Below are 12,446 nucleotides of genomic sequence, written 5' to 3' on the forward strand. Positions count from 1 at the left end.
CAGCGACCGTGCTGACCACCCACCTTATTTGGGCCTGCTTAAGGGTGTGCCCATGAAGCGGGGCCTGATCCTCGCCGGCGGTTGTGCTCTAGCCTGCCTTTCCAGCAATGTTCTGGCGCAGACGATGGAGGAGCGTGCACGCGCCGCCGCGCAAGCCTCCCGCAACAAGAGCAGCGACAGCGACGCCTTGCAAAGCAACTATCTGACCCCAGGGCTTGGTGGTCAGCCGATCGCCACCATCGATAACAGCCAGCAGTTCACCCCCAGCCTTGCCTGCCAGAAATCGGCAACGGCGCTGGAAATATTGGCCCAGCCTGGACCCGGTGGCGATATCACGACCCTGCGCCTGACGCGCGACAAGGATCTGGACGGCACGTTCGACGAGACGCTCAATGTGCCCGTGCCGATTTCAGGCATCTGCGCCAATGGCGTCATTGCCTGCAATCAGGCAAGCTGGGACCAGTGTCGCAATTTCCAGTGGACCGTCGGCGGCGCTGGCGAGGTCAGGCTGGCCCAGGTCGAGCTCACCGCACTGGCAGGCTGCTATTGCGTCAACAATAGCTGCGGCGACAATCTGGTCTGGGGCAATATGGCTTCAGTCCTGAAGGATCTGGGCGGCGGGGTGGTAGGCGCGCTCACCACCGCCGATCCGCGCATAGGCATCGCCCAGGCACAAATCGACGGCCCGGTCATCCGATATACCGGCGCGCAGACAACCGCCTGCACCGCCAATCCGTCGGTCACCGCCACCGCCTATCGGAGCGATCCTGCCGCGATACAGGGCGACGCCTACAATACAGCCAAAGCCAGCAACCTGTTTCAGGCGCTTGCCGGTTCCGCGATCGGCAGCGGCAAGGCCCAGGAAATCCGCGCCTGCACGATCACCCGCGACATTGGGGTCAAGTCCTGGGACTATGACGACATTATGGGCGTTGGCGGCTCAATTGCGTCGGTGACTAGTTGCGGCGCGGGGTGCCGCCGCTACCAAATCCGGGGACCGGGCAATTGTGGCAATAGTCCACCCATCCATAGCGCCACCTTCGACCCCATCGCGCCTGACCGGATCCTGTCCGCGCGCATCGTCGAGATGGGCGCGGACGACTGGGTACAGGCGCGGGTCAATGGCCAGATTATCGGTTCTGCCGGTAAGCGACCCTGGCCGGGCGAGGCGCTGCCGTCCGGCGACTGCCGGATCAGCGACGATCCCTGGGTTGAGCATACCACCATCGATGTGACCGCTCAGCTTAAGGCAGGGGCCATGATCGTGGGAGCCCGCGTGCGCGGCGGCGGCGAGGGCAATTGGGGCTATGTCACTCTCGAAGTTCAGGTGGATACTGCCTGCGAGATCAGCGAAAGGCTGGTGGACCTGTGCGCAGGCTATGCCGCCGATCCGGCATGCCATCTTGCCAGCGAGACGGTCGATGGCGTCACGACCTTGCGCAACGGCGTCAACACCGGTCTTAAACCCCTGCCCTCAACCAGGCTGTTTGGTACCGGCGCCTGCAGCGTCCAATATATGCGCGACTTTTTCGAGCGCAGCCGACGCTATGCCTGCACGGTCGATTTGGGCAGCGCGACGCAGCCAGATCTCACCCGTGGCGCCTATATCATCGACCATTCCACCGAGACTTTGCTCGCCGACCGCACGATTACCGCTGATGGGACGGTCGCCACATCGACCCGGCTCTTCACCATGCCCGACCGGGGATCGGTCGCTGCGTGCGAACCCATCTGCAAGACCCGCGCGCCCAAAGCCAATAGCGATGTCGCAGTCGATGGGATCGTGGGCGCCCGACAGAATGATCCGGCCGGGTGGGACATCTATTTTCATAGTTGCACAAACGACAACGCCTGTCCGCTGGGCGAAGGCGAAGAACTGATCTCGGCCTGTGGCTGCCTCGATGATTTTCCCGAGGCCGTCGTCATGATGCAGACGGTTCGTCTGTCTGGTGCCGACCTAGTCTGCAGAGCGGAAGCCCGGTGATGCGGGTAACTCGTCATGCCTGGCTCGCTATCGCCGCATGGGTGATGACCGCCAGCCTGTTTGCTGCTCCGTCCGCGGCGACTGCCCAACAGATTTGCGCGGCCGACCGCAATGGCAACGGCGATGCCGCCGATCCCGGTGAAACCGCAATATGCCACGAAACGACGGGTAGTGGCGCGCTATGCCCCATTCAGCAAGCAAGCTGTGTCGAGGATGCTGGCGGCACTTATAGCTGTCCGCTGGGAAGCCAATATGCCTGCCTGACGCCGGTCGATGGCGGAACGCCCGGCTGTTCACCCCATTCCTGCACGCCCGTTGTCAGCGGAGCGGTGGTGGTTGAGGAGCCGCTGGTCGATGATCCTGGCGCGTCAAATGACGGTGTTGTCGATGCCGACGGCAATTGCCTGGGCATGATCGAGATATTTTCGGGCCGTGCTGTGCGCTGCCGTCCCGCCGGCCTCAACACCAGCTTTTCCAATTGCTGCAAGGATCAAGGGAAGATCGTCAAGGACGGCATGGGGGCGTCCCTCTCTTCGATCGGCACCAAGATCGCCGTCGCCAAAGGCGTCTGGACCGGCATGAAGGCGGCCTATACCGCGTTCAAGGCTGGCGCGACTGTGAGCCAAGCCGCCAGCGCCGGGGCCAATGCGATCATTGTCGGCATCGATCCCACCTCGATCGCGATCAGCCTGGCCATCAATGTCATGATGGATTTCCTGCTCTCGGGCTGTGACCAACAGGATATGGAAGTGGGCATGCTACGGGGCTCGGGCATGTGCCATGAGGTCGGCACCTATTGCGCCTCCAGCATCCTTGGCGTCTGCGTTCAGAAGGCCAAAGGGCATTGCTGTTTCAACAGCAAGCTTGGCCGGATCATTCAGGAACAGGGCCGACCTCAGCTCAAAAGCTTTAACGCGCTGGGTTGGGGAACCGCAAAACAACCCTATTGCCGGGGCTTTACCCCGCAGGAATTTCAGGCGCTCGATTTCTCGCAGATGGATCTGTCGGATTATTATGTCGACATCGAGGCGCGCGCCCAGAGCGATATTCAGATCGATATGGAGGACAGGATCGATGCGTATCTGCAGACGGTTAATCCCTAGCCGCGCCTTGAGTGCGGCGGGACTGATGCTGATCGCCGTGCCCGCTATGGGGCAGGATACACCATCCACGCCAAACGCGCGGGACCAGGCGCAAGCGCAAGGCGCTGTTGCCATGGACCGGCTGAAGGAGAGTATCGCCAGGCGCAAGCCCGATACCACCGCCGGGCCGACACAACTTCCCGCACTTCCCGATGAACAGCGGCGGCAGGCATTTGAAGGGTTACGAAAACATGGCGCATCGCCGGTCATGGATGCACGGGCGCGCTCGGCTCTCGACAAAGGCAAGGCAGGCTTAGCTGCCGAACGCGAAATTGCCGCAAAACGCCTGGCACAGGCCTTGGGCCTCGAAGCGCCAGACATGCAGGCGGTAGCAGCAGTCATAGCGCCGCCCGCACAATCAGTCAGGGTGCCGCTGCTTTTTGCCTCATCCTCCATGCCTGTTGCGACCTTACGTTCCTATGCTGCCCAGCTTGAGCGCGTCGGCGGTGTGATCGCCTTTCGCGGCATGCCCGGCGGACTGTCGCAGGTCGCACCGATGGCAAAGCTGAGCGCGCAGATATTACGAATCGACCCGGGCTGCGAAGGCCCGGCCTGCGCGATGCGCAATGTCCAGATCATCATCGATCCGTTGGTGTTCCGCCAGCACGGGATCATACGCGTACCCGCGCTGGGTCTCATCCCTGCCGATCCGACCCAGCCCTATTGTGAACGCGAGGAGAATAGCCCGCAAAGCCAGCACATCATCTATGGCGACGCGGCACTGTCGGGATTGCTGGAAGAATATGCCCGTCTGGGCGGAGCCAGGGAGGTCGCCGATGTTCAGGCTCGCCTGGAACGCCGCTAGAGGTATCGCGCCACGGCTGCGCGCGCTGCCAAAGGAGGCCGCGCTAGCGCTGGGAGCGGCGCGATCTGATGAACCGGGCCGCCCACTCCAGCTGGCCAAAGCCTGCGCGATCATTCTCCCGATTGCGGCCGTCACCGCATGGGGGCTCCCGCAACTGACGCTCATCATGTCGCCTTCGATCGACGCCTGGGTGGTGCGCAAAGCGCCGGGGCCTATCCACCGCGGCGATCTGGTCTCGTTCAAACTCGTCCATCCGCTGGCCGGACCCGCGCCGGTGGATGTCACCAAATATACGCTCTGTTTTCCCGGTGACCGCATAGAGATCGTCGAGACGCCTTCAATGACGCCGGGCGCCTGGGATGGCCGCTATTATTGCAATGGACATCTGCTCGGCATCAGCAAGGCAGTGGGGTATAATGGCCAGCGGCTTAGCCACTGGAAACCGGACGCGCAGCGCATCGCTGCGGGGCATATCTATGTCGGTTCAGCCCATGCGAGCGGGTTCGACAGCCGTTATTATGGTCCGGTAGCCATCTCGCGCCTTATCCGAATGGAGAAGCTGCTATGATGCACGCTGTCACGGCCGCCTTGTGGGCCGCTCTTTTGCTGCCCCAACCTTTATATGCACAGCTCTCCCGCGGTACATCGACGCCTGTAACAGCAACGCCATCCGTCCCGGCCATGAAGCAGGGCTATTGGTGGTATGCGCCAGCGCTAAAAGCAAGCGACGACAAGGCCGAACCCGACGTCTTGAATAAGCCCGTCATCCCGCCGATGACAGAACTGGCGCGCTGGACCCCGCCCAAAATACGCAAGCTGATCGAGGAACAGCGCGACTATGCCGCGACCGTGCTGAGCGTTGAAGCCGTGTCCGATTTCTGGCGCTTGCAAGATTTTGCCCGGCGCAAGGCGCGCGCCTTCGCCGGCGTCACCCAGATCGCCATGCTCCAGCATCCTGAACTGAACGCCAAATCCGCCAATCCGATGGTGAGCGATGCGCGCGACCAGATGTTGGCGCAAAAGGATGCTGTGCGCCGCGCCTATCTGCGCGCGCAGGCCCGGGACTTTGCCCTCGTCATGTTCTCGCGCGCCAGTTGTGGCTATTGCCGGGTGCAATGGCCTGTGGTCCAGCGGTTCCAGGACGAGATGGGCTGGCAGGTCACGCTCCAGGATCTCGACCGGCGGCCAGAGATTACCCAGCGCTATGGGGTCGAGGTAACGCCGACCATCATGGTCATCCGGCGCGGCAGCGCGCAGCGCATGGTGATCGCCACCGGGGTCGAAGCCTATCCCAATCTCATCCAGACCGCCTATCAGGCTGTGCGCCTGCTGTCGGGCGATATTCGGCCAGAACAGTTTCTCACCGGTGCCGGTGAAGAAGACGGCTTTTTCGATGCGCTTGCCAATGGGCCAGTTTCAACGAGCAGCGTCGAGGGACAAGTTTCGGCGACCGGTGGGATGCTTGAGCCATGAAGTGGCAGCGCCTCCTGTTCGTCCTGGCGGCGATCATCGCGCCATGGACATCGGCGCAAGCCCGTTCGCCTTCGCGCGCCGACGCCATGCGCGCGGCCATCCATCCAGTTGCTACCAGCGCCGCCATGCAGTCATGGCTGGCACGGGTGCCGGTGACGCGGGTTTTCCCCGCCGATTTTGCAGCAACGCTGGGACAACAAGCCCCACTTTACATCATCGAGATGACCACCACCCCAGCCTGTCTCCCCTGCGACGATCTCTGGGCCAAGCTTGGCCGCTTCTCACGCACCTATCGTTGGCAGGTCCGTACCATCAGCGGTCAGGAAGCCCTGCTGCGATCGGGTCGCCTTGGGCTTCCATGGGTCGGCCACCCGGTCGCCTGGGTCCGACCGCTCAGCGACCCCAATCGCATCATCCCGATAGCGATCGGCACCGACCAGCCGCAAAATCTCGCGCGCAACGCCTATCTCGCCGCCAAAATGCTGACCGGCGTTCGCCCGGCCGTGGGCCTGCGCGCCATGGCGAAATTTACCGGAATCGTAGGCGCTCCACCCGCGCAGTCGGGGTCATCGCGTTGAGGGGCTCCAACCATCCTTATCCCAATCTCACGAAGGCGTCCCGCTGGCGGGCGGACGCCTTCTTGTCTGCTCATTCTCAAGGAAGCCCGCCATGCGTTCATTTCCCCGACGCCTCTCACTGACGGTCTGCGCGCTGCTCGCCACCTGCGGTGCGACAACCCCAGCCTATGCCCAGGGCTGGGCGGAAAGCTGGTTCGACAATGTGACCTACACCGCGCCTGGTTCCTTTGAGGACCAGACGCGCGGCTATGTGACCGCTGGCGGCATGTCCGGGCGCGTCGATGTCCATGACGATTATCTCATGTCGCTGACCCTGCCCAAGGTAAAGGCAGGCTGTGGCGGCATCGACATGTTCCTGGGCGGCATGTCCTTTCTTGACCCCGACTATCTGGTGCAGAAGCTGGAAAGCATTCTTCAAGCCGCGCCCGCCGTCGCGTTTCAGTATCTGCTCGAAACGCTCGACGAAAAAATGGGTAATATCATCTCGAAGATGGAGGCTGCGACCAATTTCCTCAATTCCATCCAGGTCAATGACTGCCGTCTCGCAAATCGCATGGTCCAGATCGCCAAAGGCGATGACAATATGTCGGGCATCATCGAGGAAATGACCGGCTATAAATCGGTGAAACAGGGCTTTGCCAAAAGCTATCAGCAAAGCCGCGAGAAGATCCAGGCAAACCAGAATAATCCGACCGAAGATTTGAAGGACGCTCTGGCCAATTGTCCCGCCGAGGTGACCGACATCTTCCGTACCGGTTCGCTACTGTCGCATGCAGCCACGCGCGTGGGTGCAGGCGACTGGGCAGGCGTCATGCGCGCACGGGTCGGCGACGTCTATATGCGCTGGGATGCGACCGACAAGGTGCCGATCTTCTCCGCCATTCCCGCCTGCCCGCATCAGGACAGCGAGAGTTCGCAGGATTTTCTGTCCGGCAAAGTCCAGAGCCGGGCCCTCGCCATGCCGCCCACCGCTACAGACTGCGCGGCAGACGGCGGCAAGGGCGCGCTCGAACTGGCGCAGGCGCGCATGAACTCAATCGCCACGAAAATCCGCACGCGCGCCGCGCTGTCCGCCGACGAACAACAATTTGTCGCCAATGTACGCACCTTGCCGGTCTATCGCCTCCTCGAATGGGGGGTGCGCCAGGGCGTGTCCGACAGCGTTATCGCCGACACGGACGAACTTGTCGCGTTGACGCTTGCCTATCAGATGCTCAACGATCTCACCCGCTCGATCGACTTTGCGGTGTCGAATGCCGAACGGGGGGCGAACGTTGCAGGCGCAGCCGATGGCACGAATGCCAATATCTGCCAGACCCGCATCCTTACCAAGGGCATGGAGCAGCTGCGCGACCTGCGCGACGAAGTGCTGCGCCAGCGCGCGCAGATGCGGCAAAGCTATATGGCAGCGCTCGCCCAGGCCAATCTCTCGGCCAATTATGCAAGCCTGCTACGCACCCGCGATCGCGACGCGCGAGAGGCGACCGGCACCGTTTCCGGCACCAATCGCTGAACATCCAGGAAAGGCTCCACCGATGCGTCGCCTTGTTCGCGCCCTGTCCGCTCTTCCCTTGCTACTTGGCTCCACGCAGGCCTTTGCCCTGGAATCAAGTTTCCACACCTATGATGGCTTTGCCGAAACGGTCGATGCGTTTCGGCTGGTTTCGATGATCTTTGGCGACCCGCGCTATGAAACGCTCGTCCTGATCTGCGCGGTCGTAGGTTTAGCGCTGGGCGTCGTGCTGGCCTCCATTCGTGGCCAGGGTATGGGCCTTGTCGGGTTCGGCTTCCAGATGCTGATGGGTGTTGGCCTCTTTGTCGGGCTGATCGCCACGACCGGTACCGTCCACGTCTATGACCGGGTGCGCAATGCCTATCAGGCAGTCGGCGACGTGCCCAACCTGATCGTCCTGGTCGCAGGCGTCACCAATTTGATGGAACGGGCGCTCGCCGAAACCATCGATGACAATAGTCTTGATCCTAATGCCAAGCTGGAATTTGGTGCAGGCGGTCATTCCTTCGACCTGTTCTTGAACGCAGTGTCACCGCGCGGGCCGATGACCGACAGTTTTCTCGATGCCACGATCAAGGATTATGTCCGGCAATGCTATCCGGTGGCTCGCATATCGCCTGCCTACGGCGTGGATGACGACCAGCTGTTCCGCGGCACGACCGACCTTCCCGCTGCCTTCGCCGCCATGGCGGGACCAGCGACGTTCAGCACAGTGTTCACATCGGCCGACAAGGGCGGCACGACCATGTCCTGCCAAGAGAGCTGGGATCATATTCAGTCGCGTCTCGATGACTCGACGCTGTTCGAGGATTATTCCCGCCAAGTGTGCCAGAGCACGGGCTATGATGTGGCAGACGCCAGTCAGCTCACCCGCTGCCGCACCCGGCTTGGGCAAATGGGCGAGGTGATGATGGGGACGCCGCTCACGCTCCAGGCGTTCATGAGTGACATATTGCTGGGCAACAGCGTGGGCGAGGTACTGTTTGAGGATAGTCCAGCGACGGCCGCGCGGGTCATGGCGAACCGGGCAGTCATCTCAAGCGGGCTTTCGACCATGTCGGTCGCCAATCAGTGGATGCCAACCATTCGTGCGACCGTGTTTGGCATCATGCTCTTCATGATGCCGATCGCGCTGCTGTTCATCCTGACCCCCATCAACCTTCGGGTAGCCAGTTTTGCGCTCGGGCTATTCGTGTTCGTTGCGATGTGGGGCGTGATCGATGCGGGCATTTATCAGCTCACCCTGGGCCGGGCGATGGGGGTGCTGGCCGAAATGCGGTCCAACCATGTGGCAGTCAATGCATGGATGCTCGCCCCCTCTTCGGCGATGAAGGCGCTGGCGATATTCGGGACGTTTCGCACGGCCGCCGCTGGCCTTGCAGGCGCATTCGTGTTCACGGTGTTCCGCTTCTCAGGCAATGTCTTCTCTTCCTTCACCGGTGGCGCGCTGCAGGCACAGGGCCAGGGTAGCGCGGCGGCCGCACCCCTGATGACGCGGGAGGGGTTCGCCTCGGCGCTGGAATCGCAAGCGTCGGCTAGCGGGACGATGACAAGGCGCGGGACAGCATCGAGCTTCGGGGACTTTGGTGAGCGCTCAACCTTTGGCGGCAACCGCGCCTTTGGTTCAGCGGGCAGCGTGATCGGTGAACATGGCAGCGGGCTCGCCGGAAACAGCGCGATGGCGCTGGGCGGCATTGATGCGGCGCGAGAGTTGGGCGGGCTGTCGCCAGCGCTTTTAGGGCGCGATCTTTCTGATCCCGCGATCACGCAGGCGGTGCGCGCCAGTGCCACGACCGGCGCTATTCATGACTTTGCCCAGAAGGATGCGTTGCGGGCGCTTGGCACCAGCTATTTTGGCGAAGGGCAATCGGGTGAGCGGGCGTTTGCGGCGTTCGCCCAGAATATGGTGCAGTGGAAGGCCTTCGGCGACAATCGCGCCTATGACATGATGTTGTCTGGCACCCAGCGCCATTTTGAGCGCAACGGTTATGATGCGAAGGACGCAGCGCTCAAAGCTTCGACCCTGATCGGGCAGGCTGCTGCTGATCCGACTTTCGCCAAGCTCAGCGCCAATGCTTTCGATCAGGAGCAGATGTTGCGCAATGACCTGACCGCAGCGCAGATGACGGTCGGCGCGATGGAAGGTCGCCGTGACTATGCCGGGGACCATGTCACCCAGGTGGAGCGTGGCAATGTGGCAACCGAGCAGGGCTGGCGGACGGGCAGCAATGCCGGGCAACGAGAAGCAGCCTCCATGCTCGGCCTGTCGATCGACGAAACCGGGCGGCGTGTATCCTTCATCAACGCGCTGTCTGGAGAAGCACGCTCGAGTGCCATCACCCAGCTTTCGCGTGCGACCGGGCGCAATGAGGCGCAGGTGATGCATGCACTTGAAAGCTATAATGCCGCGGCCCAGGTGGGAACAGCCGATGGTGCGACTGCGGAGGCCGCGCGTGAAGGCACGAGCGTCTATGGACGGACGCGGGAAGCGGCGGGTTATGATTTTGCCGAGCGGTCGGGAAAGCTCGACGCGCAGCGCGAAGTTGGCCCGGACGGCACGCGCTCGGCCGCGCGCATTGGCGAACAGCGGCGGCAGAGCGAGAATTTTGGGTTTGCGCAAGGGGCGGCTGCGGCAGGGGCTTCGGTGCGCGAGGCCGCGCGGCTCGACAGCTTCATCCAGGCACTCAGCCGTACCGCCGGGAACCAGGTCGACGTGGCCGAGGGCGGCACGGCGGGCATCGCCGATCGGGCGCGCAACGAGCGGCTTGGCCGCATCGTCGAGAATGAGAGGCTGACCCGGATGCAAGGATTGCTGCGCGAAAATGGTGTCGACCTGACCAAAAGGCAGATCGCGATGGACCAGAATGGCGACCTCAATCTCAATCTGACGCCGCAGACCGCAGCGCAGATGTGGCAGGCGGGCCTTATCAACGAAAGCCAGCTCGGCGCGATTGCCAAGGGTGGGCGGGCGCGACTGAGTTTTGCCCATAACGATCTATTGGTATCGAGCAGCACCGGGTTCAGCCAGTCGGCGCGCTCGGACACCAGTACGCGGTTCGAGGCAGGCAAACAGGCTGGGCCAGACACGGTCGAGCATTTCCTGGGCGGCGGGGCGGAAGGCCATGCCATGATGGCAAACTGGCTGCGCGGCGGGTTCGAGATGGATCGCAAGGGCGAATGGCGATTGAAACCGCAGGTTGCCGATACACTTCAGCGTGATGTTCAGGCAATCATGACGCAGACAGGATGGACGCGGTCGCTGTCGCGTAGTGCCAGTCACCAGGTTACCAATCGCACTTCTGTCGGCGCGTCACTTGGCGGCTCGGTAGAAAGTAGCGGATCTGGAAAGGGCAACGATCGTCATTCGCGCGGTAGTTTCAGTGGGCAGGGAGGATTTGAAACGTCCGATACTGGTTCCGCATCTACCGATGCCGCAGCGAATATCGACATTTTGAATTACGACGTTCGCAATGTGATTTCCGCCGCTGAGAAGGCCGCATCCAGAGCAAACGACCCGCACCAAGCGTTCACATCGGTATTGAGCAGTCGCATTCTGGGGGCAGAAGGCCTCCGTGATCACTATCTTAGCCAAGCAGCAGCCGGTCGCGGGACTTGGGACCTGACAGCACCTTTAACATCGATGGAACAATCCCAAATTCTAGAAAGCGGTCGATTTAGCGGTGATCGTCAGTCAGGCCTGGGTGATGGAAAACAATCATCTGAGGATCGCTAGTGTTTGCCACGGACATGTTTGTCGAGCCACTCTGTGCTGGTTGGATTGCCGGGATGCGCGTAGTATCTTGAGTTAGCGGGATTTGTGGGATCCATACGTCGAAATTCGCGATCATGCCGCCCGTTTGCATCTAAGTGACCGGCTGATATCCCGCTGCTCTCGCTACTGGAAGAGTGATGGCGGAACCACGTTCGAAAGAACCCAAAACCCAGTGCTGGTACCATCAGGAATGGATGAAAGAGCAGGATGAGTGGGGCGACATGATTTGTGTTCAGAAACAGATTCGGCGCGAAAAACGCAATCAGCCAGAATATTGCAGCTGCTGTCCACCATGACTTGGCATACCAGGGTCGCCAGAGCCAATGTGCTGCTTTTGGCTTTTCCAGATCTGAGCTCTGCGGCGGTTCACCTGGAATGGGTTTGTCTTCCGTTCCGCTCATGCGATCCTCCTTTTGGTCGATACTATCACGCCCGGGGTTCCGCGGATAAAAAATCACTCCCAAAATGGGAGCATTCACCCCCCACCCTCTCCTTCCCTTGGATAACTGCTGAAAGGTTGGTCGGAAGGCACCCATGCTCCAATCTTTGCAAAGCGCATGAGAGCAAAATGACAAGAAGGGCCGATCCAAAGAGCCGCCTGCTCCGCCTTCCAAGCATAACCCGGCCACCGCTTGCAAGCTTGCGCGAATTCCCGCGAAATTGCGCACAACCGCGATTAGTTGCGCATTGACTCTTATAGTTGCGCGATTTATCTTTTGCGCAACTAAGGAATTTATGTGGCACGACCAATACCTGAAGCTGACCTACAAGCGATCGAGGCCGCCGTGGCCCAATTCCCGGATGGTGCGTCAGCAGCGCAGATCACTGGCGCGCTCGCGGAACCTGGTGCCCGTCGTACCCTCCAATATCGTCTTCGCGCATTGGTTGACGCGGGTCGGCTACGCCTTACCGGCGACGGGCGTGCAGCCCGATATCACCATGGTGATGAGATCATCGCCCAGCCTGACCCAGCCGACATCGTCCCGATATCACCTGAAGGCAGCGCTGTCCTTGCCTATGTGCGCCAGCCCGTCGCGGTGCGACAACCGGTCGGCTATGAACGCAGCTTCCTGGATCGTTACCGGCCCAACGAAACCTTCTATCTGACCCAGCAGCAGCGCGATCATCTGGCTACAATCGGCAAGCCGCAGATTGAGGCCGCAGCGGCAGGAACCTACG

The 12,446-nt window shown here is 61.4% G+C and carries 10 protein-coding genes; 8 read left to right on the forward strand and 2 right to left on the reverse strand.

Going from position 1 to position 12,446, the window contains the following annotated elements; genetic code table 11:
* The first annotated feature begins 52 nt into the window (after positions 1–52).
* The 8 genes from KRZ98_RS07200 (at position 53) to KRZ98_RS07235 (ending at position 11,228) form a co-directional block, all read left to right on the forward strand.
* Positions 53–1,984, forward strand: coding sequence for a hypothetical protein (locus KRZ98_RS07200; RefSeq protein WP_217672973.1), 1,932 nt, complete (start codon positions 53–55; stop codon positions 1,982–1,984).
* Between the two features lie 44 nt (positions 1,985–2,028).
* Entirely contained in the window at positions 2,029–3,087 is a 1,059-nt protein-coding gene (gene traN, locus KRZ98_RS07205) for a conjugal transfer protein TraN (RefSeq protein WP_254798182.1), read from the forward strand.
* The gene (locus KRZ98_RS07210) at positions 3,059–3,931 is read left to right on the forward strand and encodes a type-F conjugative transfer system pilin assembly protein TrbC (RefSeq protein WP_217672975.1); all 873 of its coding nucleotides are present in this window, start codon (positions 3,059–3,061) and stop codon (positions 3,929–3,931) included. Before traN ends, KRZ98_RS07210 begins: the two co-directional genes overlap by 29 nt.
* Positions 3,903–4,499, forward strand: coding sequence for a S26 family signal peptidase (locus KRZ98_RS07215; RefSeq protein ID WP_217672976.1), 597 nt, complete (start codon positions 3,903–3,905; stop codon positions 4,497–4,499). Before KRZ98_RS07210 ends, KRZ98_RS07215 begins: the two co-directional genes overlap by 29 nt.
* 113 nt (positions 4,500–4,612) lie before the next feature.
* Positions 4,613–5,404: a conjugal transfer protein TraF gene (locus KRZ98_RS07220; RefSeq protein WP_254798171.1), complete on the forward strand. Its 792-nt coding sequence runs from the start codon at positions 4,613–4,615 to the stop codon at positions 5,402–5,404.
* A complete protein-coding gene (locus tag KRZ98_RS07225) occupies positions 5,401–5,982 on the forward strand; it encodes a hypothetical protein (protein ID WP_217672978.1) in 582 nt (193 codons plus the stop codon). Before KRZ98_RS07220 ends, KRZ98_RS07225 begins: the two co-directional genes overlap by 4 nt.
* A gap of 91 nt (positions 5,983–6,073) precedes the next feature.
* Positions 6,074–7,495, forward strand: a complete 1,422-nt coding sequence (locus KRZ98_RS07230) for a conjugal transfer protein TraH (protein WP_217672979.1) — start codon at positions 6,074–6,076, stop codon at positions 7,493–7,495.
* Between the two features lie 22 nt (positions 7,496–7,517).
* The gene (locus tag KRZ98_RS07235) at positions 7,518–11,228 is read left to right on the forward strand and encodes a conjugal transfer protein TraG N-terminal domain-containing protein (RefSeq protein ID WP_217672980.1); all 3,711 of its coding nucleotides are present in this window, start codon (positions 7,518–7,520) and stop codon (positions 11,226–11,228) included.
* Here the strand turns inward: KRZ98_RS07235 and KRZ98_RS07240 are convergent.
* Together KRZ98_RS07240 and KRZ98_RS23995 are read right to left on the reverse strand one after the other, a co-directional pair.
* Entirely contained in the window at positions 11,225–11,668 is a 444-nt protein-coding gene (locus KRZ98_RS07240) for a hypothetical protein (protein WP_217672981.1), read from the reverse strand. The genes KRZ98_RS07235 and KRZ98_RS07240 overlap by 4 nt on opposite strands.
* A gap of 588 nt (positions 11,669–12,256) precedes the next feature.
* Positions 12,257–12,394 (reverse strand): hypothetical protein, encoded by a 138-nt coding sequence (locus KRZ98_RS23995; RefSeq protein ID WP_254798172.1) that lies wholly within the window; start codon positions 12,392–12,394, stop codon positions 12,257–12,259.
* Between the last annotated feature and the right edge of the window lie 52 nt (positions 12,395–12,446).

Source organism: Sphingobium sp. AS12 (genome assembly GCF_019097845.1).
In the GTDB taxonomy this organism is placed as follows: domain Bacteria; phylum Pseudomonadota; class Alphaproteobacteria; order Sphingomonadales; family Sphingomonadaceae; genus Sphingobium.

What these genes read in the sequence shown, in the direction of transcription:
- KRZ98_RS07200 (WP_217672973.1), top strand. Translation starts at nt 53, where the DNA reads ATGAAGCGGGGCCTGATCCTCGCCGGCGGTTGTGCTCTAGCCTGCCTT.
- traN (WP_254798182.1), top strand. Translation starts at nt 2,029, where the DNA reads ATGACCGCCAGCCTGTTTGCTGCTCCGTCCGCGGCGACTGCCCAACAG.
- KRZ98_RS07210 (WP_217672975.1), top strand. Translation starts at nt 3,059, where the DNA reads ATGCGTATCTGCAGACGGTTAATCCCTAGCCGCGCCTTGAGTGCGGCG.
- KRZ98_RS07215 (WP_217672976.1), top strand. Translation starts at nt 3,903, where the DNA reads ATGTTCAGGCTCGCCTGGAACGCCGCTAGAGGTATCGCGCCACGGCTG.
- KRZ98_RS07220 (WP_254798171.1), top strand. Translation starts at nt 4,613, where the DNA reads ATGAAGCAGGGCTATTGGTGGTATGCGCCAGCGCTAAAAGCAAGCGAC.
- KRZ98_RS07225 (WP_217672978.1), top strand. Translation starts at nt 5,401, where the DNA reads ATGAAGTGGCAGCGCCTCCTGTTCGTCCTGGCGGCGATCATCGCGCCA.
- KRZ98_RS07230 (WP_217672979.1), top strand. Translation starts at nt 6,074, where the DNA reads ATGCGTTCATTTCCCCGACGCCTCTCACTGACGGTCTGCGCGCTGCTC.
- KRZ98_RS07235 (WP_217672980.1), top strand. Translation starts at nt 7,518, where the DNA reads ATGCGTCGCCTTGTTCGCGCCCTGTCCGCTCTTCCCTTGCTACTTGGC.
- KRZ98_RS07240 (WP_217672981.1), bottom strand. Translation starts at nt 11,668, where the DNA reads ATGAGCGGAACGGAAGACAAACCCATTCCAGGTGAACCGCCGCAGAGC.
- KRZ98_RS23995 (WP_254798172.1), bottom strand. Translation starts at nt 12,394, where the DNA reads ATGATCGCGCTGCTGCTGGGTCAGATAGAAGGTTTCGTTGGGCCGGTA.